We start from the raw sequence: 26070 nt of genomic DNA on the forward strand, positions 1-26070 counted from the left end.
TGCTGTCCCGCATTTATTCCCACGGTGGCCCGTGCCGCCGCTCAATAGAAGAACGTCGAATTATGTCAGCTGAATTTCTGAGTGAAGTCTCCAAGAGACGCACTTTTGCGATCATCTCGCACCCGGATGCGGGTAAAACCACCATCACCGAAAAGGTCCTGCTGTTCGGACAGGCCATTCAGCGCGCCGGTACCGTCAAGGGCCGTGGCTCGGGCCAGCACGCCAAGTCCGACTGGATGGAGATGGAGAAGCAGCGCGGTATCTCCATCACCACCTCCGTGATGCAGTTCCCCTACGCCGACTGCCTGGTCAACCTGCTCGATACCCCGGGTCACGAGGACTTCTCCGAAGATACCTACCGTACCCTCACGGCAGTCGACTGCTGCCTGATGGTCATCGACGCCGCCAAGGGTGTTGAAGACCGGACCCGCAAGCTGATGGAAGTGACCCGGCTGCGGGACACTCCCATCCTCACCTTCATGAACAAGCTGGACCGCGAAGTGCGCGATCCCATGGAGGTCATGGACGAGGTGGAGCGTGAGCTCAACATCATGTGCGCCCCCATCACCTGGCCCATCGGCTGCGGCAAGTCCTTCAAGGGTGTCTACCACCTCTACAAGGACGAGACCTATCTGTATCAGAGCGGTCAGGGCCACACCATCCAGGAGAAGCGGGTGGTCAAGGGGCTGAACAACCCCGAGCTGGACGCCGCCATCGGCGAAGATCTGGCAGCCCAGCTGCGCGGTGAGCTGGAGCTGGTGCAGGGCGCCTCCCCCGAGTTCGATCATGACGCCTTCATCGCCGGCGAGATGACCCCTGTCTTCTTCGGGACTGCACTCGGCAACTTCGGTGTCGATCACATGCTGGACGGCCTGACCGACTGGGCGCCGGCCCCCATGCCGCGCAAGGCCGAGAGCCGTGAAGTGGTAGCGACCGAGGAGAAGTTCTCCGGCTTCGTGTTCAAGATCCAGGCGAACATGGATCCGAAACACCGTGACCGTATCGCCTTTATGCGCATCGTGTCAGGCACTTACAGCAAGGGCATGAAGATGCGTCACGTGCGCATCGGCAAGGACGTGAACATCTCCGACGCCGTGACCTTCATGGCCGGTGACCGTGAACAGGCGGTCGAGGCCTGTGCCGGCGACATCATCGGCCTGCACAACCATGGCACCATCCAGATCGGTGACACCTTCACCCAGGGCGAGGATCTGAAGTTCACCGGCATCCCGAACTTCGCACCGGAACTGTTCCGCCGCATCCGCCTGCGCGACCCCCTCAAGCAGAAACAGCTGCTCAAGGGGCTGGTGCAGCTCTCCGAAGAGGGCGCGGTGCAGGTGTTCCGTCCGCTCATCAGCAACGATCTCATCGTCGGTGCGGTCGGTGTGCTGCAGTTCGACGTGGTGGTCTCGCGCCTTAAGAGCGAGTACAACGTCGAGGCCATCTACGAGGCGGTCAACGTCGCCACCGCCCGCTGGGTGGAAGGGACAGACGTCAAGAAGTTCGAAGAGTTCAAGCGCAAGAACGAGGTCAACCTGGCCCTGGATGGCGGTGACAACCTCACCTACATCGCGCCGACCATGGTCAACCTGCGCCTGGCCCAGGAGCGTCACGCCGACGTCCAGTTCCGCCAGACCCGCGAACACTGATCACCCCGCCCGCGCCCAGCGGGTGGCTGATGCAATAAGAGAGACCCCGCTTCGGCGGGGTTTTTTGTTATGGGGCGTTTTCTGGGAAGGGGGGCGATCCCCATCCGGGGGTTGATGGGTGAATAAAAACAAAGGATAAGTGATTTAAATTTCATTCATGGAGAGGAACATGTCCGTCATCCAACCCGTAGAGGCGCAGTTTGCCGCCTACAATGCCCACGACCTCGACGCCTTCGTGGCCTGCTTTGCCACGGATTTCAAAGGCTATCGCATGCCGACCGAAACCCCCTCCCTCGTCGGCAGGGAGGCGCTGCGGGCCTTCTATGGTTCGCATCGCTTCAACAACCCGACACTCAAGGCGGAGCTGATCACCCGAACCCTGCTCGGCAACAAGGTGTTCGATCACGAGCTGATTTATGGCCTCTCCCCGGAACCCATCGAGAGCGTGGCGGTATTCGAGGTGGAGGAGGGCCTTATCAAGACCGCCTGGTTCTATTTCCCCTCCTGAGTGTCCACTCCCGAAGGGAGAGGGCAGACATCCTGTGTCTGCCCGAAACTGGGCGGGATCTTGTTTGCCTCCTTCCCCCTCCTTGTCAGATAAACGGGAGAAGGGGTTGGGATGAGGGACAGAGGACGCGCTGACTAGAAGGTGCGCAGCAAGCGGGCGGGGTTGCCGGCATAGGTGCCAGGGATAGTGATGTCCCGGGTCACCACGGCGCCGGCACCGATGACGGCCCCCTGACAGATCCGCACCGGCAGAATGGTGGCGTTTGAACCGATGGATACATTGTCCCCGATGTGGGTGCGGCCCCAGCTGGCGGGATCCGGGTCGGGGGCGCCACCTTGAAAGAGGTCATTGGCAAACATGACGCCGTGGCCGATGAAGCAGCGCTCCCCTATGGTCACATGCTCGCAGATGAAGCTGTGGGACTGGATGCGGGTTGCACGCCCGATGGAGACGTTCGACTGTATTTCCACGAAGGGGCCGACAAAGACATCGTCAGCCAGGGTGCAGCCGTAGAGATTGACGGGTTCAACCAGCCTCACCCGTTCGCCGAAGCTGACATCCCGTATGCCGGCAGAGAGCCGTGTCGGTTCATTCATATTGCCTCCTGCCCGTCGAGTGCCAGCACCATGCAGATCTCGCAGGCGTCGTGACCGGTGCAGCCCAGGGGCCCCGGCAGGTGTTCGAAGCCCAGGGATTCGTAGAGGCTGGTGGCCTCGCGTAGCACGGCGGTGGTCTCCAGATAGCAGCGCTGATAACCCAGGATGCGCGCCTCGGCCAGGGCCTGCAGCACCAGGCGCCGCCCCAGCCCGAGCCCCCGCAGGGCGGGCAGGAAGTACATCTTCTGCAACTCGCACACATCCGGTGCCCCCGCCAGCGGCGCTATGCCGCCGCCGCCGAGAATGCTGCCGTCAGGCCCCTCGATCACCCAGTAGCGGCTGCGCTCCCCCTGATAGGTCTCGTGGAGGAAGTCGAGGTTGGGATCCGCCACCCCATAGCCCTTGTCGGCGGTGAGGCCGTATTCGGCGGAGACGGCGCGCACCACGGCGGCGATCCGGGGATCGTCGTCGGCCCGGATGGGGCGGATGAGGTAGCCGTGCTGACGGCGGGCGCGGGAGAGGGCGCTGCGATAGAGTCGCATCCCCTCCCAGATCTGCTCGCACTCTGCGGGGGAGAGCTGGGCCAGGGCGCCCGCCATGGTCTCGTCCATCTGCCGGTGCAGCTCCTCGAGCTGTGCCGCGCCCTGTTCGGTGAGGGTGGCCTCCTTGCTGCGCCCGTCCGAGGGGTGGGGCTGCCAGGCGATGAGCCCCCGCTCGGCGAGGCGGGCCAGGGGGCGGCTGGCGTTGGATTTGTCGATGCGAAGGCGCTCGGCCAACTGCTGGTTGGTGGCGGGGCCGTTTTCCAGCTCAATCAGCAGGTGGGCTTCCAGGGGGCTGAGGGCCAGGGAGCCACACTGTTGGGAGAGCATGCCGAGTTCGCGTACCAATTCCCGTGACAGGGCGCGCAGGGGACGGGGATCCATGGATGAGTGTCCTTCTGGTGATGTTGGTTGTGATGCGCAACCAATATAGCCTTTTGGTTGTTTGTGACAACTATTTTTTCGGTGGGCAGAAGGGGGCGAACGGGCGGAGAAAAACGGGCAGAAAAAAGGGCCCGGGAGGGGGCCCAAACATTGGAAACCCGCGCCGGGGCGCGGATCCCATCCTTGGTCAGTGACGTTGCCCGCCACACCCGCTTAGCCAGCCAGGTGTCGGCTGCGGAGCGGTGTCTGGGCGTGGCTTATACCAGTTCCGCCAGCATGGTGTCGGCATAGGGCGTCAGCGCCTCCCCCTTCTTCACCTTGGCGAGGTAGTCCGGGTTGGCGATGAGCGGGCGACCGATGGCGATGAGATCGAAGCGCTCGGCCTTGATGGCATCGAGCGCGGTCTCGGCGCTGTAGTTGCCCACCCCGACCAGGTGGCCGTCGTAGCGGGCACGCAGGTAGTCGGAGGCGCGGCCATCCAGATAGTCGAAGGTGAGGCTGTCGTCGAAGATGCCGAGGTGCACATAGGCCAGGGTGCGCTGGTTCAGCTCGGCCAGCAGGTGGTCGAACACGGCGCGATCCCGCGCATCCCCTTCCAGGTGCACGTAGGCACCGGGGGAGAGGCGAAGGCCGGTGCGATCCCCGCCGATGCGGGCGGCGATGGCATCCACCACCTCCAGGGCGAAGCGGCTCATCTTCTCGGGGCTGCCGCCGTAGCTGTCGGTGCGCAGGTTGCTTGAGTGGTGCAGGAACTGATCGATGAGGTAGCCGTTGGCACCGTGGATCTCCACCCCGTCGAAGCCCGCCTCGATGGCGTTGGCGGCGGCCTGGGCGTAATCCTCGACCAGCCGGGCAATCTCGCTCTCGGTCAGGGCGCGGGGCACCTGGTAGACCAGGTCGCGCATGCGCGGCACAGTGCCTTCATGGGCGACGGCGGAGGGGGCCAGCACCTCGGCATTGTGGAAGAAGGGGTGGGAGAGACGGCCCACGTGCCACAGCTGGGCGAAGATCTTGCCGCCGTTGGCGTGCACGGCGCCGGTTACCTTCTTCCATCCTTCGATCTGCTCGGCGCTGTAGAGCCCCGGCGTGTTGGGGTAGCCCTGGCCGTCCGGACGAATGATGGTCGCTTCGGAGATGATGAGGCCGATGTCGGCGCGGCGGCCGTAGTAGGCGGCCATCTGTTCGGTCGGCACCAGTCCCGGGCCCGCCATGCAGCGGGTGAGGGGAGCCATCATGAAACGGTTCGCGAGGGTGAGAGTGTCGTTGAGGCGGTACGGCTGAAACAGGGTATCCATGGTCGTCTGTCCTGAGGGGATGATTCTTGAATGCGCATTCAAGACGTTTTTTGGTTTGTGTGCAAGTCTTTTTTGAGCAAGCATTCAACATGGATTGGACAGGTCTGCTGGGGTAAACTTGCCGCCCTGTTTTTCACCGTCCTGCGGGACCATAGCCAACGGAGACCCCATGCGCACTGCCGAATACGATCGGGCGTTTGTCCTGCGAAGCGCCATGGAGGCGTTTCGCGCCAAAGGGTATGCCAAGACCACCATGCAGGAGCTGGTGGCGGCGACCGGTCTGCACCCGGGCAGCCTCTACGCGGCCTTTGGCAACAAGCGCGGCCTGCTGCTGGCGGCGGTGGATCACTACGTGGAGGAGAAGGGTTCCCTGCGTCGCAGCTGTTTTGCACAGGGGAGTCCGCTGGTCGGGCTGCACGCCTACTTCACCCGGCTGGTGGACGATGCCCTCTGCGGCACCTGCCTGGTGACCCGCACCCTGATGGAGCTGGCGGCACAGGATGAAGAGCTGCACCAGCGCTTCAAGGCCATCTATGGGGAGCTGGAAAGCGACCTGGCCTGGCTGCTGGGCCAGGCGAGCGAGCAGGGGGAGCTGGTGGCCGGGTGCGACGTGCCCACCCTGACCGCCTTCCTGCAGGTCAATATCCAGGGGCTGATCACCTTCGCCCAGTGTCACCCCGATCGCGCCCTGCTGGAGGGGGTCGTCAACCAGGTGATGGCCGCCCTGCCCAGAACACGCTAACGCGTTATTCTACCGCTCATTTTTCCTCTTCCCCCTTGCCCTTGCGGCGCCCCTCTTCCATCTTGATGGGGGGATCCCGTGGAGGAAGATGAAATGCCCAAAAAGTCCAAGTCACAGGCGATGCTGCTGCACTTCACGTCGCCGCGCCTCTCCATCGAAGAGCGCTTTGCCGCCGGCAAGGCGCTGCGTGAACACGTTCCTCGTGAATCCCATTCCCTGTTGCCAGCCCCCCATCCGGGACGGGATCCCATTGCCGTGCTCAAGGCCCAGGCCGCCACCCGGGTGCAGTGGCTGGTGCCGGTGCGTCACGCCCGAATGCAGGAGTCCCCCTTCGCCTTCCTGCGGGGGGCGGCGGCCATCATGGCGTCCGATCTGGTGGACACCCCGAGAACCGGGCTCATGGTGCAGGCCTGCGGTGACATGCACGTGGCCAACATCGGCCTCTATGCGAGTGCCGAGCGCAATCTGGTGCTGGCCATCAATGACTTCGACGAGACCCACATCGGGCCCTGGGAGTGGGATCTCAAGCGCCTCGCCACGAGTGCCCTGGTGGCGGCGGACTACCTCGGGGCCAGCGCCGCCCGCCAGCGGGAGGCGGCCAGGATGATAGTGAGCGGATACCGCACCCGGATGCGGGAGTACGGCAAGATGGGCTTCATGCATGTCTGGTACGATCGCATCGATCAGGCCTCCGTCCTTCACGCCTTCTCCGAAGATGCCCACCGCAGCGTCGAAGCCGCCTTCGCCAAGGCCAGGGGGCGCAACCACCTGCAGGTGCTCGGCAAGATGACGGATCTGGTGGACGATCAGCACAGGATCCGCGAGCTCCACCCCTTCGTCATCCGTGAAACCCACACCGAGAACGGCGAGCCCATCGATGTGGTGCTCGGCGATCTGCTGGAGGCCTATCTGGCTTCCCTGCCGGCCGACAGGCGCATCCTGCTCAAGCGCTATCGCGTGGTCGACGTGGCCCGCAAGGTGGTCGGGGTCGGCAGCGTGGGCACCCGGTGCTGGGTGATCCTGATGACGGGGGCCGACGACGACGACCCGCTGTTCCTGCAGGTCAAGGAGGCCCAGCCCTCGGTGCTGGCCCCCTATTTCACCTCCGAGGATGACAGCGGCAACCAGGGGCAGCGGGTGGTCAGGGGGCAGCGGATGATCCAGGGCTCGCCGGATATCTTCCTCGGCTGGTGCGAGCTGCGGGAACGCCACTACTACGTGCGCCAGTTGCGGGACATGAAGGGGGGCATGGAACTGACCCCAGGCACGGTCAAGCCCCGCCATTTCGTGGAATATTGCCAGCTCTGCGGCTGGGCGCTGGCCCTGGCCCATGCCAAGTCCGGGGATGCGGCGCGGATCGCCGGCTATCTCGGCAAGTCGGACGTGATGGACGAGGCCATTACCGAGTTCGCGGTGGCCTATGGAGAGCGCACCCGGGAGGATCATGGCCGCCTGCTGGCCGCCATCGCCTGTGGCGAACTGGAGGCGGCCAGCGAGGCCCGCTAATCCTTTGGCTATCACGGCATCAGCGGCGGTGCCCCGGGCGCCGCCGCTCCTTTTCCGGTTGCTCCCCTCTATCCCTCTTTGCACTAGGCCCGCCAGGATACCCGCATGCGGTATGCCAGATGCAGTCTGTTGGGCTAACTCGGTTCCTGATTGACCAGCTCCCTTATCAACGCTTTCAGCCAGATCAAGGCAGGCTGCTGCGCGTGGTACCTGGCATGCCAGACGCAGGGGGTTACTCCTGATTGACCAACTCCCTCATCAGCGCTTTCAGCCAGATCAATGCAGGCTGCTGCGCATGAACCGGGTGCCAGACGCAGTTGAGGTGGTAGTCCGGCACGTCCTCGGGCAGGGGCAGGCTCTTGAGCGGCCAGTGGTGGGCGAGCAGCTCGGCCACCATGCTCGGCAGCACCAGCAGGTGATCGCTCTGGCTCACGATGGCGGCGGCGGACATATAGCTCTGGCTGTTGACCGAGATGGTGCGGCCAAAACCCAGGCTCTTGAGGTAGCGATCCAGGCTCGCCTCCGAGGTGCCGAGCGGCGAGTGGAACACGTGGGGCATCTCGATCAGCTGCGCCAGCGTGATGCGCTCCTGCGCCAGGGGCAGGGTGTCGCGCACCAGCCCGGCCAGGGGCTCGGTGAGCCAGGTCTCCTTGCCCAGATACCCCGGCACCTGCATGTACTCGTCGAATCCCAGCACCAGGTCTATCTCGCCGCTCGCCAGCTCCGCCTCCGGCAGGGTGTCGCGCAGGATGCGGATCTCGATGGTGACGCCCGGCGCCAGCCCCCTGAGGCGCTGGATAAGGGGCGGGATCAGCACGCACTCTACGTAGTCCGTGGTGCAGAGCACGAAGCGCCGCTTCGAATGGCGCGGGTCGAACTCGTCCTCCTCGCTGAGCTGCTGCTCCAGCAGCCGCAGCGCCTGCTGCACCCCCAGGTGCAGACGCTGGGCGCGGGCGGTCGGCAACATCCCCTGGGGGGTGCGCACCAGGAGCGGGTCGTCGAAGAAGGTGCGCAGGCGATTGAGCGCGTGGCTCATGGCGGGCTGGCTGACGAAGAGCGATTCGGCGGCGCGGGTCACGCTGCCTTGCGTCATCAGGGCGTCAAAGGCGAGCAGCAGATTGAGGTCGAGCTGGTGCAGTTTCATGGGGGGATTATTCGCCGTATCTATGGGACAATCCATCCTATTCATTTGATGGATGGGCGCGCAACTTCTTACACTGCGGCTCACTCTTATTTTTCCAGGGTTCCCGTCTCAATCCGGGGGCCTCAATCCATGCAAGGAGCCTTGCGATGAGCATCAAGACCATGAACACCACGCCGGCCGCCGACGGCTTCACCATGCCCGCCGAGTGGGCGCACCAGCAGGCCGTCTGGATGATCTGGCCGTTCCGTCCGGACAACTGGCGGGGCGCCGGCCGCTTCGCGCAAGCCACCTTCGCCAAGGTCGCGGATGCCATCGGTGGCGCCACCCCGGTCTTTATGGGGGTGCCGGCCCAGTTCATGGAGCAGGCCCGCGCCGTGATGCCGGCCCACGTCACCCTGGTCGAGATGAACAGCGATGACTGCTGGGCCCGCGACAGCGGCCCGACCGTGGTCACCAACGCCGCCGGCGAGTGCCGCGGGGTGGACTGGGGCTTCAACGCCTGGGGCGGCCACAAGGGCGGCCTCTACTATCCCTGGGATCAGGACGAGAAAGTGGCGGCCCAGATGCTGGAACAGCACGGTATGGATCGCTACGACGCGCCGCTGATCCTGGAAGGGGGCTCCATCCACGTGGACGGCGAAGGCACCTGCATGACCACCGCCGAGTGCCTGCTCAACGAGAACCGCAACCCGGATCTCACCAAGGCGCAGATTGAAGCTCACCTGCGCGACTATCTGGGCGTCACCAGCTTTATCTGGCTGGACGAAGGCGTCTACATGGACGAGACCGACGGCCACATCGACAACATGTGCTGCTTCGTGCGCCCGGGTGAAGTGGCCCTGCACTGGACCGACGACGAGACCGATCCCCAGTACGCCCGCTCCCTGGCCGCCCTCAAGGTGCTCGAGGCCGCCGTGGACGCCAAGGGGCGCAAGCTGAAGGTGTGGAAGCTGCCCCAGCCGGGCCCGCTGTTCTGCACCGAAGAGGAATCCGCCGGCGTCGAGAGCGGCACCGGTGTACCGCGCGAGGCCGAAGGCCGCCTGGCCGGTTCCTACGTGAACTTCCTCATCACCAACGATCGCATCGTCTACCCGCTGCTGGATGCCGCCACCGACGGCGAGGCCCAGCGCATCCTGGAGGAGATCTTCCCGGAGCACAAAGTGGTCGGCGTGCCGGCCCGCGAGATCCTGCTGGGGGGTGGCAATATCCACTGCATCACCCAGCAGATCCCCTCCGGCCAATAAGCCGCCGGGTAACGCCCCCCGGTCTTGGGGGGCGCTGATTGCTATCGTGGTCGCATCGGCAGAGCAGCCGCTGCGACCACTGCCTCACGGCGCCAAGCCATCCCCGTGCGGCCCATATCCTGACACCGTCACCCTATTGCAGGAGATCCCAAAAATGATCGAAGTGACCGAGGTTTCCATCGCCGAGCTGCGTGCCGCACTCGAATCCGGCCGCACCACCGCGGTCGAACTGGTCAAGGCCTATCTGGCCCGTATCGAGGCCTATGACGGCCCCGAGACAGACACCAAACTTAACGCCGTCGTGGTGCGCAACCCCGATGCGCTGAAAGAGGCCGAGGCTTCCGATGCCCGCCGCGCCCGTGGTGAAACCCTGGGGCCGCTGGACGGCATTCCCTACACCGCCAAAGACAGCTACCTGGTCAAGGGGCTGACTGCCGCCTCCGGCAGCCCGGCCTTCAAGGATCTGGTGGCCCAGCGCGACGCCTTTACCGTGGAGCGCCTGCGCGCCGCCGGTGCCATCTGCCTGGGCAAGACCAATATGCCGCCGATGGCCAATGGCGGCATGCAGCGCGGCGTCTATGGCCGTGCCGAGAGCCCCTACAACGCCGACTACCTGACCGCGCCCTTTGCCTCCGGCTCCTCCAACGGTGCCGGTACCGCCACCGCCGCCAGCTTCTCCGCCTTCGGTCTGGCGGAAGAAACCTGGTCGAGCGGCCGGGGCCCTGCCTCCAACAACGGTCTGTGTGCCTACACCCCGTCCCGTGGCGTGATTTCGGTGCGCGGCAACTGGCCCCTGACCCCGACCATGGACGTCGTCGTGCCCTACGCCCGCACCATGACAGACCTTTTGGAAGTGCTGGATGTAGTCGTCGCCGACGATGCCGAGACTCGCGGTGATCTCTGGCGCATGCAGCCCTGGGTGCAACTGCCCAAGGCCTCCGAGGTGCGTCCGGCTTCCTATCTGGATCTGGCCGCCGGTGCCTCCGCCCTCAAGGGCAAGCGCCTCGGCGTGCCGCGCATGTTTATCAACAAGGATGAACTGGCCGGCACCAGCGACAGCCCCGGCATCGGCGGCCCGACCGGTCAGCGCATCCAGACTCGCGACTCCGTGATTGCCCTGTGGGAACAGGCCCGTCAGGCACTGGAAGCCGCGGGCGCCGAAGTCATCGAGGTGGACTTCCCGCTGGTCTCCAACTGCGAAGGGGACAGACCCGGCGCGCCGACCGTGTTCAATCGCGGCATCGTGAGCCCTGAGTTCCTCAACGACGAGCTGTGGGAGCTCTCCGGCTGGGCCTTCGACGACTTCCTGCGTGCCAACGGCGACCCCAAGCTCAATAAGCTTGAGGATGTCGATGGGCCCAAGATCTTCCCCCACGATCCGGGCACCCTGCCAAACCGAGAGGGGGATCTGGCGGCCGGTATGGACGAGTACGTCAATATGGCCAAGCGCGGCCTGAAATCCTGGGACGAGATCGCCACTGTGCCGGACGGCCTGCGCGGTCTGGAAAAGACCCGCAAGCTGGATCTGGAGGACTGGATGGACGGGCTCAAGCTCGACGCCGTGCTGTTCCCGACCGTGGCCGACGTGGGTCCCGCCGATGCGGACGTGAATCCGGCCTCCGCCGACATCGCCTGGAGCAACGGCATCTGGGTTGCCAACGGCAACCTCGCCATTCGCCATCTCGGTGTGCCGACCGTCACCGTCCCCATGGGTGTGATGGCCGATATCGGTATGCCGGTGGGGCTGACCTTCGCCGGTCGCGCCTATGACGACAACAAGCTGCTGCGCTTTGCCTCGGCCTTCGAGTCCACCGGCAGCAAGCGACTGGTGCCGCCACGGACGCCGCCGTTGGCTTGATTTGTGTGGTGAGTTAAATCTCTCTGGTTTATCCGAAGATAATGAAAAAACCACCCGTTATACGGGTGGTTTTTATTTAAATGTGTTATTGGTTCGGTATTTCCATCTTATGTTCACCAAAAATTTCCACGCCTGAATATGCTACCTTGGGTAAGTGGACGCTCCACTCGCAATTTTCGTTGTAAGGTTTTTTAATTAGGCCTGCATTTTTGTTTGTTAATACCATTTCATAGTACTTTATACTTGGTTGTCGACCATCCATCATTTTTATAATCGCATGCCTTATTTCAGCTGGGCATCGGAGACCAAACGTGATTTCCTCTAACATTAGGGGCGAGTCTTGAAGACCAATGTTACTTATCAGTCTGTATTCTTTTTCATATTTCCACGTTCTGCTTTTCTTTAAGAGGATTTCATTTTCTATGATGGTTTGTTCATCTTTATCATTTTTAACAAATGCATTGTAAAGTGATGATGTTTTTATCACGCCATGCTTGCCATATATCACAGGCTTGATATCAGGAACAGGCTTTCTATTATCGCTATATCCAATACAGATACCTTTATGTTCATCACCATAATGGCTCCACATTAGCATGTTTTTCCCATCTTTCGAAAAACAGAAAACACCTCTACTGTAATGTTCCCTTAACTCTGAAAGTATATTTGAAGTTAATATTCCAGTTTCAGCATCCTCCGGTGTACAGGTATACTCTGGATCGGTTGAGTTATAACTCATTCTATTTAAGTCATCTATTATTATAGATTTTGCCATTTCTTCTAGTAAGGGTTTTATTTTTGCTTCAATGTCTTTACCTCTAATGTTCTGTTCTGCATTTTTAAGTGTTCTAGGAAACTTTAGCCTAGCATATATCTTTCTTAGCTCTTCAATTGAAGAATTATTCTCAATGGAGAACATTTTGCAGTCAAGTGGGTCATTAAAGGTGGCGGGTGAAGCATAAAATATTTTATCCCAACAAAGAGATTCTATTAGGTTAGTATTCATCGCCCTGTATTTGTAGAAAGTTTCTTTCTTCATCACCGTACCTGCACGTTTTAGTGAGTAATTTCATGCATCATAATATGATTTCATATTTGTTTTCTAATCTATTGTCGGGATAGATTGAGCATTGTTTAGCTTGCATGATTGTCTTCACAGTTAGTGCCATGGGTTCGAATAGTGAATCGTATTCAGACGATCGCGGACAGGTCGTGGCCGAGAAGCAGGTGATATTCAGAGTTTCCTGTTGGCCTTGCCATGACTCGATGCGTGGCGATAAACGGACGATTACGCTGCGCTAATCGACCCTACATTATGGGATTTATTGTTACCTCCCCCTCATCCCCAGCCCTTCTCCCGCAAGGGGAGAAGGGAGCAAATATGCGCCTCTGATTTGGTCTGGCAACCGGGCTTGGAATTGGGACGGGCCATCCCCTCTCCCTTGGGAGAGGGTGAGGGGGCGCTATCTGAGTTGTAGGTTCGAATAGCAAAGCGTATTCGGACGATCGTGAATGGGGGCCGAGAGTCCGCAGTTGTCCAAAGTTTCCTGCCTGTCTTGCCATGACTCGGTGCACGGCGGTATGCGGACGATTACGCTGCGCTAATCGTCCCTACATCAGGCGTTGATTGCGTATGTCGAGTCTTTACCTCTCGCCATTCCCCGCATTGCCAACCGCCATCTTTGTCGTGACTCGCTGCTGATTTTTCCTGACGTCCCCCGACTTCACCCTGGCTTCACACAGCCTCATTTTTTCCTCACAAAGCCCTTCTATCTTTTGCCCACTGATAAATGGGTCTGCTTGCCACAGGGTGGCGAGGGCCAAAGAGAGGGGCGCGAGACGATGAAATCCTGGATCAAATACGGGCTGGCCGGGGCCCTGATACTGGTGGCGAGTTTCTGGGGCGGCAGCGTGCGGGCGGCGGGGGCGTGGCCCGCTCAAGGGGGCCCGTGCCCGCCTGTCTCCCAGTTCCCCTAATATCAGGCCAATGACTGAACGCGCCGGGCTGGCCTGTCAGCGAAAGCGGAACAGCTCCCGGTGCAGCGGCGATGTCAGATGGGCATCCAGGGTGTGGGCCATGGGCTCGGGGCCGCAGAACCACACCGGGGTGTGCTGGCGTTTGCCCAGGGCGGCCAGATCCAGTCGGCCGCGCTCGGCCTCCAGGTGCAGGCGGTAATCGACCCCGGCCCGGCGGCACAGCTCGGCGAGGCGGCCGTGATAGGGGGCGGCCTCGGCGGTGGGGGCGCATTGCAGCAAGGTGGTGCCGGGGCGTTTTTCGCCGCGACGTACCAGGGCCTCCAGCCAGGCGACGAAGGGGGTGATGCCGATGCCGGCCCCCACCCAGAGCGCGGGGGCAGGATCCGGGAGCGCGAAGGCGCCATAGGGGCCGGTGACGGTGACGGCATCCCCCGCCTTGAGGTGCTGGTGCAGCCAGCGGGTGTGATCCCCGAGGGCGCGTACCGCCAGGGTCAGTGTGCGGCGGTCCGCCGAGACGTCCACCAGGGTGTAGGGGTGGGGCTCGCCGCGCCCGGCGAAGTCGAAGAAGGCGAACTGCCCCGGGCGGTAGTGAGCGAGAGGGGTGGCCAGGTCGACCCGGATCTCCAGGGTGCGATCGTCCAGAGGGGAGAGGGCGCTCACGGTCCCGTGGTGGCGCTGGTCGCGCCCCACCCGGCCAGAGAGGGAGTAGAGCGCCCCCAGGGCTCCCACCCCGCCGCCGACAAGCAGGGTCAGGCCGACCGGGGTCAGGGCGCCTATGCCCGGCAGCAGGCAGAGCCCGTGCACCCAGCCCATCAGATAGATGACCGGGGCCAGCCGGTGAACCACCTTGAAGCGCTCGTAGCGCACCACCGCCAGCAGGCTCACCACCACCAGGGCCAGCAGCAGATAGAAGCCCCACTCGCCCAGGGTATTGCCGAGTTCGTGCCAGAGGGCATCGTGGCCGGCTCCGGCTCCGGCTCCGGCTCCGGCTCCGGCTCCGCGGCGCGCTGGCCGGGCCAGCCAGCCTGCGGAGACGGCCCATTTGGGCGCTTCGACCAGCAGCCAGTGGGCCACCAGGGTGCCGGTGGCCCAGAGGGCGCTGGTCCGGTGCAGGCGCAGCATGCGATCCAGCCCCCCGCACCAGGCTTCGAGCCTGGGCAGGCGCAGGGCCAACAGCAGGGAGAGGGTCATGGCGCCGAGGCCAAGCACGCCGGTCAGGATCAACAGTTCATGGCGCCAGGGCCAGATGCCGGTGGGCCACTGCGCAAGGCCAAACAGCCAGAGCAGGGTGAGGATCAGGGGCAGGGTCCAGGCGAGGGTGGCGGGTTTCATGGTGTCCTCCTTGTCCATGTCCCTATTGCACACCCGCTTTGTGGCGAAAGTGTGCCCTTGCACTACCTCTTTTGTAGCAGATTGTGGCAAGGGCGGGACGGGAGGAAACAAGGGGCTGGCCCCCTGAAAGCCCCCCGGCGGAGCAGGGGGCAGGCGGGTCTCAGCGTCGCTTGCCCCTGGCACCGAGGGCCTGCTGCCTGGCCTTCTGCTTCTGGGCGCCCTTGCTGTTGCGACGCGAGACGGGGGCCTCGCGGGTGAGATCCGGTTCGAAGCCCGGGAACCACTGCTGGGGCAGCCGGGTGTCGAGCACCGCCTCCACCTTCTCCAGCAGTGGCGTGTCCTCCGGGCTGAACAGGGTCACGGCCAGCCCCTTGTTGCCGGCGCGGCCGGTGCGCCCGATGCGGTGCACGTAGTCCTCGGCCTGATGCGGAAACTCCACGTTGATCACATAGTTGAGATCGCTGATGTCGAGGCCGCGGGCCGCCACGTCGGTGGCCACCAGGGCCTGCAGGGTGCCGGCGCGAAACTCGATCAACACTTTCTCCCGCGCGCTCTGGGACAGGTCCCCGTGGAAGGCGAGCACGTTGATGCTCCCCTTGCCAAGCTGCTGGGCCAGCTTGTCGGCCCCCTGGCGGGTGCGGCTGAAGATGAGCGCCGGCGCCCACCCCTTCACCTTGATAAGGTGTTCGATCAGTTCCACCTTGCGCTCAGCGTCCACCGCATAGACCCGCTGCTCCACCTCGGCCGCCGTGGTGTTGTGCGGCGCCACTTCGATAAGCTCGGGGTCGCGCAGCAATACCTTGCTGAGCGCAAACAGGTTGTCGTCGCAGGTGGCCGAGAAGAGCAGGGTCTGGCGATCCTCTGGCAGGTGCTTCAGTAGCGCGGTGATCTCGTCCATAAAGCCCATGTCGAGCATGCGGTCCGCCTCGTCAAACACCAGGTGGGCCACGGCGCCGAGGCTCACCGCCCCGTGGCGCAGGTGATCGAGCAGACGGCCCGGGGTGGCGATCAGGATATCCACGCCCGATTTGAGTGCCTCCACCTGGGCGGCGATGCTGACCCCGCCGTAGACGAGCGTGCTGGTGAGGCTGGAGCCCCTGGCGTAGCGCGCGACGCTCTCTTGCACCTGCACCGCCAGCTCGCGGGTTGGCACCAGCACCAGGGCGCGCACCGGGCGGGTTTCGCCGACGGGCATCGTTTGCAACTGCTCAATCAGCGGCAGCACGAAGGCGGCAGTCTTGCCGGTGCCGGTCTGGGCGCCGGCCAGCAGATCCCGCCCCGCCAGAATGACCGGGATGGCGCTGGCCTGAATGGGGGTCGGCGCCGCGTAACCAAGTTCACTCAGGGTCTGCTGCAGGGAGGGGGAGAGGGCCAGGTCGGCAAAGGAGGCAATGGACATAGGGGCACCAGATAGGGTTATCGCGGCCGCGCCGCGATGGAAACAGTCATCGTGGCCGGGATGGTAACAGAGGTGCCTCATCGGCAGAAGCCGACAGGTCTGAGGGATCCCGGACAAGCCGGATCCCCTGCCCCTCGTACCAGGCGATATTGTGCTTGCCGTTCTGTTTGACGTGATAGAGCAGTTCGTCGGCCAGATGCACTGCCTCGGTGACCGTCATGTAGTCGCGCAGGCGGACGAGGCCGGCAGAGAAGGTGATGGGGGCGGGCAGTTCGGGGATTTGCAAGGAGTTGCCCAGCAGGCGCTTGGCCGAGTGGAGCATCATCTCGTCATTCTCCACCCCGTTGAACAGCACGATGAACTCCTCGCCGCCCCAGCGGATGGCGCAGTCTCCCTTGCGCACATTAGCCTTGAGGTGGCGGGCGAAGGCGATGAGCGCCATGTCCCCCACCCCGTGACCGTGGGTGTCATTGATGGACTTGAAGTTGTCGATGTCCAGGATCATCAGGCAGTCGTGCTCCTTGAGCAGAGCCTCGTCCAGGATCTCCCGCCTCGGCAGCCGGGTCAGGGGGTCGGTCTGGGCCAGGGTGCGCAGGCGGGTATAGAGGCGCTGCCCCGTCAGCATAAGCAGCAACATGGCGATCACATAGAGCTTGAAGGCGGGGCCGTAGAACACCACTCGCCACAGGAAGTCGCCGTAGGCATAGGACCACTTGAGATGGAGCATCGACCCCGCCTTGGTGCGCATGAAGGGAGTGCTCAGGCAGAGGTGGAACGGGCGGCAGGGCTCGGCCTCCTCGAAGGAGATGACGACGCGGGTCGGATTGAGGTGCTCGAAGGGGCGCAACACGTCCTTGAACGCTTTGTCGACGTCGATGTCGATGCCCGTCAATCCATGGCGGTAGTCCTTTATCGCCGGGTCGTAATAGACGAAGGGGAAGTAGAGGGTGATGTTCTGCCGCCCGGTGAAGGTGTCGGTGTAAATATCGGAGACCCAGGCCTCATCTGTACTGCAGGGGGCGTGGGTGGAGGCGAAGGCGGCACAGCCGAAATAGTGGTTCCAGGGCTCGATCTCATCGAGACGGGTGTTGACCGGCAGCAGCCGGGGCGGAAGCATCTCTTTGTTGGCGACCATGCCGAGCATGCGGCGATCGTCATAGAAGGCGTAGAGGTTCAGCACCTTGGGGTTGGAGAGGACATATTGGTAGGCGGCCAGCATCTGGCTGGCGGGCGGCAACATGGGAATGACCGCCATGCGCTCCTGGGTGGCGAGATAATACCCATAGGCATAGGCCGTCGCATCCCCGTTCTCGCTGAAGATGGGCGTCTTGATGCGGCTGTCGTCGATGAAGCGAGCCAGTTTTTCCGGCTCCAGGATGCGGGCCCGCTCGTAGAACACCGCAAACAGGTTGGGCTGTTTGGCGGTGATGAGCTCCATGTCGTGCCTGAGGCCGAGATAGGTGTAATAGAACACCATCACGAGCCCTGTCAGCGCCAGACAGAGCCAACCAAATCGGTTGAGCCAGTGGCGGGGTAGGCTGCGCAGCAGTGAGACGACCATTCCGTGACGTTCCAGGATGAAAAGAGAACCTAGTGTTGTAACCGATGTCGTCCGGCATCACCAGACAAACCTGGGCGCTGCCGGCATGCACACCGTACCGCTCATGTCAGCATCATAGACGCTGGCTCCCGGCGTCCCTTGTATGTCCTGGCGATGAGTCGGGATTCAGAGTGCTGCCGGGGGCTGTGATGCCTGCTGGGACTGGAACACCTCCTCCAGCGCCGCCACCAGGGCCCGCATGCGGCCCGTCTTCTGCACATCCGGGTGCAGCACCATCCAGATATCGATGGGGTCGTGCTGGCCGGGCAGCAGGCGCACCAGGGCGGGGTCCTCCTCGGCGAGGAAGGTGGAGAGCAGGGCGATGCCGAGCCCCTGCCGGGCGGCCGCCATCAGCACCAGCTGGGCATTGCTCTGCAGGACCACGTTGGGCTCGTGGAGCGGCTCCCCGCACAGACTGTGCCAGTGGCGGGCGACGAGCTCCCTGGGAAACAGCAGCAGGTCGTGATCGTGCAGTGCCTGGCCATTGTGGGGCGTGCCGCGCCGGGCCAGGTAGTCGGGGGAGGCATAGAGCCCCATCTTGATGGTGGCGAGGCGCTTGACCACGAGATCCCCCTGCTCCGGGCGCACGCTGCGAATGGCGAGGTCCGCCTCCTGATTGGGGATGTCGCTGACGCTGACGGCCGTCAGCAGCTTGAGGCGGATGCCGGGGTGGCGCTGGCGCAGCAGGCTGAAGGCCGGCAGCACGAAGCCCTGGGCCAGGGTGTCCGTGGTGGCGATGCAGAGCTCCCCCTCCAGCTCCCCCAGGCTCGCGGTGCGCATCATGGCCAGCGCCGCCTGCGCCATGGCCTGTGCCTGGGGCAGCAGCGCCTCTCCGAGGGGGCTGGGGCGATAGTGTCTGGGGGTGCGGATAAACAGCTTGGCCCCCAGTTGCTGCTCGAGCAGGGTGATCCGCCGCCCGACGGTGGCCTGATCCACCCCGAGCTCGAGTCCGGCCTGGCGCAGGCTGCCTCGCCTGGCGAGGGCCAGAAAGAAGCGGGCATCGTCCCAGTTGATCATGCTTGCTCCTCACTCAAGCAGGACGCCCGATTGGCGCCGCGATATTAGATGCCAGCGGGGACGGCAGCACAAGGGGCGCCAGGGCCGGGGTGTGCCAGGGTCAGGGCCTCGCCTGAACTGGTGGCTGCCCGGCCGGCGGGGCGTGCAACCCCCGGAGTGATGCACAAATGAGGCGGCGTGATGCAGAACTGCCGCAGCCCGGGTCAGGCTGGGCCGCTATCATGGCGCCCCCGATTGCGGTTCGTTCGTCTGTCACTGGAGTCTCTATGCCGTCCCCAAGCGCCCCCTCTTCCGATCACGCTCTGGCGGTGCGTCCTCGCCTGCTCTGGTTTCTCTCCTTGGCCCTGATGTCGGCCCTGCTCAACAGCAGCGTGCCCACCCCGCTCTATCCCCGCTACCAGGCGGCACTGACCCTGAGCGATCTCGGCCTCACCCTCATCTATGGCGGCTATGCGGGGGGCGTGCTGATCGCGCTGTTCGGGGTGGGCAACCTGGCCGGACGGGTGGCGGATCTGCGCACCCTGATCCTGCCGGCCCTGGTGGCGGTCGGGGGCGGGGCCCTGCTCTTCTCCCTGGCCGACAGCTTCTGGACCCTGCTGCTGGCGCGGGTCCTGGCCGGGATCGGCACGGGCACCCTGACCGGCGCCGCCAACGTGGCGTTGCTGCGCTTCGGCCCGAAGGATGGCGGCAAGCGGGCGGCCCTGAACGCCACATTATCTTTCACCGCCGGGCTGGCGCTCGGCCCCGTGTTCAGCGGGCTGGCGTTGCAGCTGGACCTCTATCCGACCACGCTGCCGTTTCTGCTGATCCTGGGGATGGCGGGCTGCGCCATCGCGGGACTGGTGCTGAGCTGGCCAGAGGCGCCCAAAAGCGCGGCGCCAGCCACAAGCCCCCAGGGCGGGGGATCACTCGGGGAGGGGCTCAGGGCCACGGGGGCCGGGTTCTTCCTCTGCGCGCTGGCGCTCTTCACCGCCTGGGCGGTGGCGGCCAGCCTGTTGGCCATCGGTCCCAAGGTGGTGAGCGAGATGCTGGGCATGGGGGATCTGGGGCTGTTCGGTTATCTCGTCGCGGCCTACCTGGTGGTCTCCGGGCTCAGCCAGCTCTGGGCTCGCCGCCTGGATGCCCGCCTTACCCTGCAAAGCGGCGTGCTGGCACTGGCGCTGTGCGTGCTGCTCTTTGCCGGGGCCGTGCACGGCCTACCGAGCTGGCTGGCGGGGTTGGGGCTGCTGGTGGCGGGTTACGCCCAGGGGGCCGTGTTCGTGGGGAGTGCGACCCTGGTCAACCGCATCGCCCCCGCAGCCAGCCATGCGCGGCTGCTCTCCCTCTTCTATGTGATCGCCTATGTGGCGAACTGGGTGCCCGTGTTGCTGGGCTGGGTGAGCGACGGGGTCGGCCTTGGGGTTGCGCTGGATCTGCTCTTCGTCGGCAGCACGCTGACGAGCCTCTGGTTGGCATGGGCGGTGTCGCGGCGGCGCTTCGAGCCCGCCGCCTGAGGGGCCGTCACTCGTCGACCAGGGCGACGCTCCCGGCATCCAGGTGGTGCATCCATTCCCGCAGGATCAGCAGGGCGGCGGCCACGCATCTCTCCCTCGGCAACTGGGCGGAGGCGAGGGGATCCCCCTCCATCATGGCGGCCAGCTGGCCGAACAGGTGCTCGACGATCTCCCTGCTCTGCACCCGGCCGCCGAGCACCTCGGCCAGGGGCACGGGGCTTTGCAGGTGCAGCACGGGGTGGGGCGGGATCAGCGCCGCGAGCGGCATCAGCACATCCTCCACCACCATGATGGCTTGCTCCAGTTCGAGGGGCGTCGGCGGGTCCCGGCGAAAGGGGCCGGGCGTCACGGCATCCAGGCCCAATGCCAGCGCAAATGCTTGGCTGGCGCCACCCTCCCCGGTGATCTGTACCCGGCTCTGGGTGTCACCCAGGCTCAGCAATACGGTGTCGTGCCCCTGTGCTGTCATGTCGTGGTCTCCTGCGTGCGAATAGCCCATGGATACACCCGTGCGGGCCGGATTGGCGAGTCATTTCGCCCCCCATTCGGGCATCAGGGGTTGCAAAGAATTTCCTGAATGGCAATCTGGACGTCCAAACGTCTTTCAAAGGAGCCCTGACATGGATATTCGTATCGTCCCCCGCGCCCTCGTGCTTGCCCTTTCTCTAGTGGGAACAGGCGCCTTCGCCAACGAAGCCCTGGTATTCCAGACCGACTTCGGGCTCAAGGATGGCGCCGTCTCGGCCATGAAGGGGGTCGCCTTCGGGGTGGACCGCACCCTGCCGCTCCATGATCTGACCCACGAGATCCCGGCCTACAACATCTGGGAAGCCTCCTACCGCCTCTATCAGACACTGCAGTACTGGCCCAAGGGCACAGTGTTCGTCAGCGTGGTGGATCCGGGCGTCGGCACCGAACGCAAGTCGGTGGTGCTCAAGACCAGAAGCGGCCACTACATCGTCAGTCCGGACAACGGCACCCTGACCCTGGCGGCGGAGCACTTCGGCATCGAGGCGGTGCGCCAGATCGACGAGAAGACCAACCGCCTCAAGGGCTCCGAGAAGTCCTACACCTTCCACGGCCGCGACGTCTACGCCTACACCGGCGCCCGTCTCGCCTCCGGAGCCATCAGCTTCGAGCAGGTGGGGCCAGAGCTTCCCGCCGAGGTGGTGACCATCCCCTATCAGCCGGCAGTCGCCGAGCAGGATGGCACCCTGAAGGGCACCATCCCGATCCTGGATGTGCAGTACGGCAACGTCTGGACCAACATCGATGACACCTTGCTGACCAAGGCAGGCATCCACAAGGGGGACAACGCCTGCATCAGGATCAGCGAAGGGGATGCGCTGAAATATGAGGGCAAGGCACCCTACGTCAGCAGCTTTGGCGATGTGCCGGAGGGCCAGCCCCTGGTCTACCTCAACAGCCTGTTGCAGGTGTCGGTGGCCCTGAACATGGACAGCTTCGCCGCCAGACATCAGGTGCAATCCGGTGCCAACTGGCATATCAGCTTGAAGAAGTGTGGCTAGACGTGGTCAGCCATGTCTCTATTCGGGGCGGTGGGACTCCTGTCCACCGCCCCTTCTCTTGGACGGTGGCGCCCTTTGTCACACCGGGGAGCTATCTCATCGACTGTCATCCTTGTTTAATAAAGTGCCCCCATGCTGTGGCCGGACGCAGTGATTACGCAATGACGCCAGCAGAGACGACAAGGAACAATCGATGAGCCGTTTTGACGAGAGAGACAGCGCCAACCATCCCCGCGAGCAGGAGCCGGAATTCAACCGCCTCATCGAGGCGGGCCTGAGCCGCCGTGGTTTCCTCAAGGGGGTGGGTGCCGCCAGCATGGTGGCCTTCTTCGCCGCGAGCCCGGTGACCCAGGCTGTGGCCGCCGCCACCCGGCCGCTGCTCGGCTTCCAGGCCGTGCCCGCCTCGGTGGCCGACACCATAGTGGTGCCGCCCGGCTACAAGGCCGAGGTGCTGATCGCCTGGGGGGATGCCCTGTTTGCCGACGCCCCCGCCTTCAGCCAGAACAACGATGCCAAGGCCCAGTCCCGCCAGTTTGGCGACAACAACGACGGCATGAGCTTCTTCTCCCTGGGCCCGGATCGCGCCCTGCTCGCCGTCAACAACGAATACACCAACTACGAATACCTGTTTGCGGATGGCGGCAAGGCCCTCAGTGCCGGCGCCGTCGCCAAGGCCCAGGCGGCCCACGGGGTCTCCCTGGTGGAGCTGGTACGCAAAGATGGCAAGTGGCAGGCCAACCCCAAGGGGGCCCTCAACCGCCGCATCACCGCCACGACCCCCATGACCCTGAGCGGCCCGGCGGCGGGCCATGCCCTGCTCAAGACCCAGGCCGACCCCGAGGGGCGCACTGCCCTTGGCACCTTCAACAACTGCTCCAACGGCCAGACCCCCTGGGGCACCTACCTCACCTGCGAGGAGAACTTCAACGGCTACTTCGGCAGCGAGGGCAAGCCGGTGCTGGACAAGCGCGCCGCCCGCTACGGCCTGGCCGCCGAGGATGCGGGCTTTGGCTGGCACAAATTTGACGAGCGCTTCGACCTCGCCAGACACCCCAACGAGCCGCACCGCTTCGGCTGGGTGGTGGAAATCGATCCGCTGGATCCTGCCTCCACCCCGAAGAAGCGCACCGCCCTTGGCCGCTTCAAGCACGAGAATGCGGCCTTCACCGTCAACAAGGATGGCCGCGCCGTGGTCTACCTCGGCGACGACGAGCGGGGGGAGCACATCTATCGCTTCGTCTCGAAGAACAGGGTGGCGCCGGGCAATGACCCTGCGAACCGGGATCTGCTGGACGAGGGCACCCTCTATGTGGCCCGTTTCGAGGCGAGGGAGGGGGAGCTCAAGGGCACAGGCCTGTGGCTGCCCCTGGTGCACGGCCAGCACGGTCTGACCCGGGAGAACGGCTTCGCCGATCAGGGGGAGGTGCTCATCTTCGCCCGGGAGGCCGCGACCCGGCTCGGCGCCACCACCATGGACAGGCCCGAGTGGGTGGCCGTGCATCCCCATCGTGCCGAGATCTACTGCACCCTGACCAACAACAAGAACCGCGGCATCAAGGAGAATCAGCCCCTGGACGGCGCCAACCCCAGGGCCGAGAACCCCTATGGCCAGATCATCCGCTGGCGCCCCATGGGGGACGATCACGGCAGCGACAGCTTCGAGTGGGATCTCTTCCTGCTGGCGGGCAACCCCGGCGTGCATAAGGAGGGGCTGATGGCGGGCAGCGCCAACATCCACCCGGACAACATGTTCAACAGCCCGGACGGCATCGGCTTCGACGAGGCGGGGCGGCTCTGGATCCAGACGGACGGCGACTACTCCAACGAGAAGCAGTTTGCCGGCATGGGCAACAACCAGATGTTGTGCGCCGATCCCGCGAGCGGCGAGGTGCGCCGCTTCCTGACCGGCCCCGTGGCCTGCGAGATCACGGGTCTCACCTTCAGTCCGGATTGGCGCACCATGTTCGTCGGGGTGCAGCACCCGGGGGAGGAGGGGGCGCCCTCCCACTTCCCGGACGGCGGCACCGCCATTCCCCGCTCCGCCGTGTTGCGTATCACCCGGGACGATGGCGGCATCATAGGTGCCTGATGGCCCGGGATAACCGCCTGGCCCGTGATGAAGAGAGCCGCCTTCGGGCGGCTCTCTCGTTGGCCTTGCGGGAGACAAAAAAAAAAGACCGGGTTGGGGACCCGGTCAAAGAACCCGCGCAGTCTGGGAAGAAGAGCGGGCGTTCAGGCTTGGTGGCGGGGCCGGGCATCGGCCCCCGATCCGGTGTCGGGGTGGCATCACCCCGGCGTCAAGGCGGGCTATTCGCGCTCCAGTGCGTGGATGGGATCCAGCCTGGCGGCCCGTCGGGCCGGGGCGAAGCCGAAGATCACCCCGATCAGGCTGGCGCAGAGGCAGGCTATTCCCATGGCGGCAAGGGAGTAGCTCATCCGGACGCCGCTGCTGAAGTGGTCGAACAGCTGGCCCAGCAGCAGGGAGAGGGCGATGCCGAGCAGGCCCCCCAGCAGGCAGATCAGCACGGCTTCAATGAGGAACTGCTGCTGGATGTCCCGGGTCCGGGCGCCGACCGCCATCCGCACCCCTATCTCCCGGGTGCGCTCGGTGACCGAGACCAGCATGATGTTCATCACCCCTATGCCCCCGACGATCAGGGAGATGAGGGCGATGAGGGCGATCAGCGTGGTCAGGGTGGCGCTGGTCTGGCTGATGGTCTGGCGGATGTTGTCGGTGTTCAGCAGGAAGAAGTCCTGGCTGCCGTGGCGCAGGGCGAGCAGGCGGCTGATGCCGTCCTGGGCGGCGTCCAGGCTCACCTCGTCCCGCACGCGCACGCTGATGCTGCGCAGGTAGCTCTGCCCCAGCATGCGGCTCATGGCGGTGGTATGGGGGATCCAGACGTTCAGGGTCTCGTCGCTGCCAAAGCCGCTCTGGTTCTTGATGGCGACCCCGATCACCCGGCAGGGCAGATCCCCCAGCAGGATCACCTGGCCCAGGGGGGACTGGGCCTGGGCGAACAGCTTGTCCCGGGTGTTCTCGTCGATCACCACCTCCTGGGCCAGGCTCTCCTCGCTCTGGCGATCGAAGCCCATGCCCTGGGCCAGGCGATAGCCCCTGACCTGGAAGAACTGGGCGCCGACCCCGTTGATGGTGCCGGAGACGGCCGTGCTGCCGAGGCGCAGGGTGGCGCTGGTGCTGAGGCTGGGGGTGACGCTGTGCACGTAGTCCAGCCCGGCGATGGCCTCGGCATCTCCGATCCGCAACGTCTGTATGGTGGCGGAGCGCATGTCCCCGAAGCCGCGGCCGGGGAACACCTCCAGAGTGCTGGTGCCCATGGCGTTGATGTTCTCCAGCACCCGCTCCCGGGAGCCCTGGCCGAGGGCCACCACGGTCACGACCGAGGCGATGCCTATGATGATGCCGAGCATGGTGAGAAAGGTGCGCAGGCGCTGGGCGACCATGGCCCGCAGCGCCATGCGCAGGGCATTGCCGAGCCCCGCCATCAGCGGGATCTGCCCCCTGGCGTGCGCCTTGGCGGCGGCCTGGGTCGCCTGGGAAAGGGCCTGTGACTCGCGCGTGCGCCGATCGGCGATCACCCGGCCATCCTTGAGCTCGATGATCCGCTCGGCGTGGCGGGCGATGTCCATGTCGTGGGTGACGATCACCAGGGTGTGGCCCTGGCGGTGCAGGGCCTGGAGGCTCGCCATCACCTCGGCGCCGCTCTGGCTGTCGAGGGCCCCGGTCGGTTCGTCGGCCAGGATCACCTCGCCGCCGTTGATGAGGGCACGGGCGATGCTGACCCGCTGCTGCTGGCCGCCGGAGAGCTGGCTCGGCTTGTGGCTGAGCCGGCTGGCGAGGCCGAAGCGGGTCAGCAGGGCCTCGGCCCGCTGGCGTCGCTCGGCCGGATCCAGGCCGGCGTAGAGGGCGGGCACCTCCACGTTGGTGCGGGCGTCGAGATCTGTCAGCAGGTGATAGCGCTGGAAGATGAAGCCGAAGTGCTCCCGGCGCAGGGCGGCGAGCTCGTCCCGGCTGAGGGTGGCGGTATCGCGCCCGGCCACCAGATAAGCCCCCTCGCTCGGCTGATCCAGGCAGCCCAGCAGGTTCATCAGGGTGGATTTGCCGGAGCCCGAGGCGCCGACGATGGCCACCATCTCCCCACGGGCGATCGTCAGATCGATACCGTCGAGCACGGTGACGGTGCGCTCACCCTCTCCGAAGTGGCGGCGGATGCCACGCAGTCGCAACAAGGCGTCCATG

Annotated in this window: 20 protein-coding genes and 1 pseudogene; 10 read left to right on the forward strand and 11 right to left on the reverse strand. The window is 64.4% G+C overall.

Going from position 1 to position 26070, the window contains the following annotated elements; all coding sequences use genetic code 11:
* Positions 1-59: 59 nt before the first annotated feature.
* Positions 60-1649, forward strand: coding sequence for a peptide chain release factor 3 (gene prfC / locus BN1136_RS16570; RefSeq protein WP_152552594.1), 1590 nt, complete (start codon positions 60-62; stop codon positions 1647-1649).
* 169 nt (positions 1650-1818) lie between these two features.
* Positions 1819-2157: a nuclear transport factor 2 family protein gene (locus BN1136_RS16575; RefSeq protein WP_043758041.1), complete on the forward strand. Its 339-nt coding sequence runs from the start codon at positions 1819-1821 to the stop codon at positions 2155-2157.
* 134 nt (positions 2158-2291) lie between these two features.
* Here the strand turns inward: BN1136_RS16575 and BN1136_RS20625 are convergent, their stop codons facing one another.
* From BN1136_RS20625 to BN1136_RS16590, 3 genes are all read right to left on the reverse strand, one after another.
* Positions 2292-2753, reverse strand: coding sequence for an acyltransferase (locus BN1136_RS20625; protein WP_043758045.1), 462 nt, complete (start codon positions 2751-2753; stop codon positions 2292-2294).
* Positions 2750-3676 (reverse strand): bifunctional helix-turn-helix transcriptional regulator/GNAT family N-acetyltransferase, encoded by a 927-nt coding sequence (locus BN1136_RS20015; protein WP_043758048.1) that lies wholly within the window; start codon positions 3674-3676, stop codon positions 2750-2752. The genes BN1136_RS20625 and BN1136_RS20015 overlap by 4 nt, the downstream gene beginning before the upstream one ends.
* A 257-nt stretch (positions 3677-3933) precedes the next feature.
* Positions 3934-4971 (reverse strand): alkene reductase, encoded by a 1038-nt coding sequence (locus BN1136_RS16590; protein ID WP_043758050.1) that lies wholly within the window; start codon positions 4969-4971, stop codon positions 3934-3936.
* A 169-nt stretch (positions 4972-5140) separates the two neighbouring features.
* Here BN1136_RS16590 and BN1136_RS16595 point away from each other — a divergent pair, with 169 nt between their 5' ends.
* Both BN1136_RS16595 and BN1136_RS16600 read left to right on the forward strand, forming a co-directional pair.
* On the forward strand, positions 5141-5713 hold the full coding sequence (locus BN1136_RS16595; protein WP_043758054.1) for a TetR/AcrR family transcriptional regulator: 573 nt from the start codon (positions 5141-5143) through the stop codon (positions 5711-5713).
* A 93-nt stretch (positions 5714-5806) separates the two neighbouring features.
* Positions 5807-7219 (forward strand): DUF2252 domain-containing protein, encoded by a 1413-nt coding sequence (locus BN1136_RS16600; protein WP_043758057.1) that lies wholly within the window; start codon positions 5807-5809, stop codon positions 7217-7219.
* Positions 7220-7451: 232 nt separating this feature from the next.
* Here the strand turns inward: BN1136_RS16600 and BN1136_RS16605 are convergent, their stop codons facing one another.
* Complete coding sequence (locus BN1136_RS16605; protein WP_043758060.1) at positions 7452-8363, reverse strand: LysR family transcriptional regulator; 912 nt, start codon at positions 8361-8363, stop codon at positions 7452-7454.
* A gap of 146 nt (positions 8364-8509) precedes the next feature.
* Here BN1136_RS16605 and aguA point away from each other — a divergent pair, with 146 nt between their 5' ends.
* Together aguA and BN1136_RS16615 are read left to right on the forward strand one after the other, a co-directional pair.
* A complete protein-coding gene (gene aguA / locus BN1136_RS16610) occupies positions 8510-9607 on the forward strand; it encodes an agmatine deiminase (RefSeq protein ID WP_043758063.1) in 1098 nt (365 codons plus the stop codon).
* A gap of 154 nt (positions 9608-9761) precedes the next feature.
* Complete coding sequence (locus tag BN1136_RS16615; RefSeq protein WP_043758066.1) at positions 9762-11465, forward strand: amidase; 1704 nt, start codon at positions 9762-9764, stop codon at positions 11463-11465.
* Between the two features lie 85 nt (positions 11466-11550).
* Here the strand turns inward: BN1136_RS16615 and BN1136_RS20020 are convergent, their stop codons facing one another.
* A complete protein-coding gene (locus BN1136_RS20020) occupies positions 11551-12504 on the reverse strand; it encodes a DUF2971 domain-containing protein (protein WP_081843612.1) in 954 nt (317 codons plus the stop codon).
* Between the two features lie 803 nt (positions 12505-13307).
* Between BN1136_RS20020 and BN1136_RS20690 the strand changes: the two are divergent.
* Positions 13308-13388, forward strand: a pseudogene (locus tag BN1136_RS20690) (subclass B2 metallo-beta-lactamase); the annotation flags it as partial.
* A 90-nt stretch (positions 13389-13478) separates the two neighbouring features.
* Here the strand turns inward: BN1136_RS20690 and BN1136_RS16625 are convergent.
* The 4 genes from BN1136_RS16625 to BN1136_RS16640 form a co-directional block, all read right to left on the reverse strand.
* Entirely contained in the window at positions 13479-14792 is a 1314-nt protein-coding gene (locus BN1136_RS16625; RefSeq protein ID WP_082035005.1) for a ferredoxin reductase family protein, read from the reverse strand.
* Positions 14793-14934: 142 nt separating this feature from the next.
* On the reverse strand, positions 14935-16173 hold the full coding sequence (locus BN1136_RS16630; protein WP_043758073.1) for a DEAD/DEAH box helicase: 1239 nt from the start codon (positions 16171-16173) through the stop codon (positions 14935-14937).
* Positions 16174-16219: 46 nt separating this feature from the next.
* Positions 16220-17734, reverse strand: coding sequence for a GGDEF domain-containing protein (locus BN1136_RS16635; RefSeq protein ID WP_081843613.1), 1515 nt, complete (start codon positions 17732-17734; stop codon positions 16220-16222).
* A 165-nt stretch (positions 17735-17899) separates the two neighbouring features.
* Positions 17900-18790, reverse strand: a complete 891-nt coding sequence (locus BN1136_RS16640; protein WP_043758076.1) for a LysR family transcriptional regulator — start codon at positions 18788-18790, stop codon at positions 17900-17902.
* 266 nt (positions 18791-19056) lie between these two features.
* Here BN1136_RS16640 and BN1136_RS16645 point away from each other — a divergent pair, with 266 nt between their 5' ends.
* Positions 19057-20283, forward strand: a complete 1227-nt coding sequence (locus BN1136_RS16645; RefSeq protein WP_043758078.1) for an MFS transporter — start codon at positions 19057-19059, stop codon at positions 20281-20283.
* Between the two features lie 7 nt (positions 20284-20290).
* Here the strand turns inward: BN1136_RS16645 and BN1136_RS16650 are convergent, their stop codons facing one another.
* Positions 20291-20752 (reverse strand): hypothetical protein, encoded by a 462-nt coding sequence (locus tag BN1136_RS16650; RefSeq protein WP_043758080.1) that lies wholly within the window; start codon positions 20750-20752, stop codon positions 20291-20293.
* Between the two features lie 151 nt (positions 20753-20903).
* On the opposite strand from BN1136_RS16650, the gene BN1136_RS16655 reads away from it, so the two are divergent.
* Together BN1136_RS16655 and BN1136_RS16660 are read left to right on the forward strand one after the other, a co-directional pair.
* Complete coding sequence (locus BN1136_RS16655) at positions 20904-21812, forward strand: SAM hydrolase/SAM-dependent halogenase family protein (RefSeq protein ID WP_043758083.1); 909 nt, start codon at positions 20904-20906, stop codon at positions 21810-21812.
* A gap of 193 nt (positions 21813-22005) precedes the next feature.
* Positions 22006-23901, forward strand: coding sequence for a PhoX family protein (locus tag BN1136_RS16660; protein WP_043758087.1), 1896 nt, complete (start codon positions 22006-22008; stop codon positions 23899-23901).
* Positions 23902-24119: 218 nt separating this feature from the next.
* Here the strand turns inward: BN1136_RS16660 and BN1136_RS16665 are convergent, their stop codons facing one another.
* Positions 24120-26069 (reverse strand): MacB family efflux pump subunit, encoded by a 1950-nt coding sequence (locus BN1136_RS16665; protein WP_043758090.1) that lies wholly within the window; start codon positions 26067-26069, stop codon positions 24120-24122.
* Position 26070: the final 1 nt, after the last annotated feature.

It is taken from the genome of Aeromonas taiwanensis, assembly GCF_000820165.1.
GTDB lineage: Bacteria > Pseudomonadota > Gammaproteobacteria > Enterobacterales > Aeromonadaceae > Aeromonas > Aeromonas taiwanensis.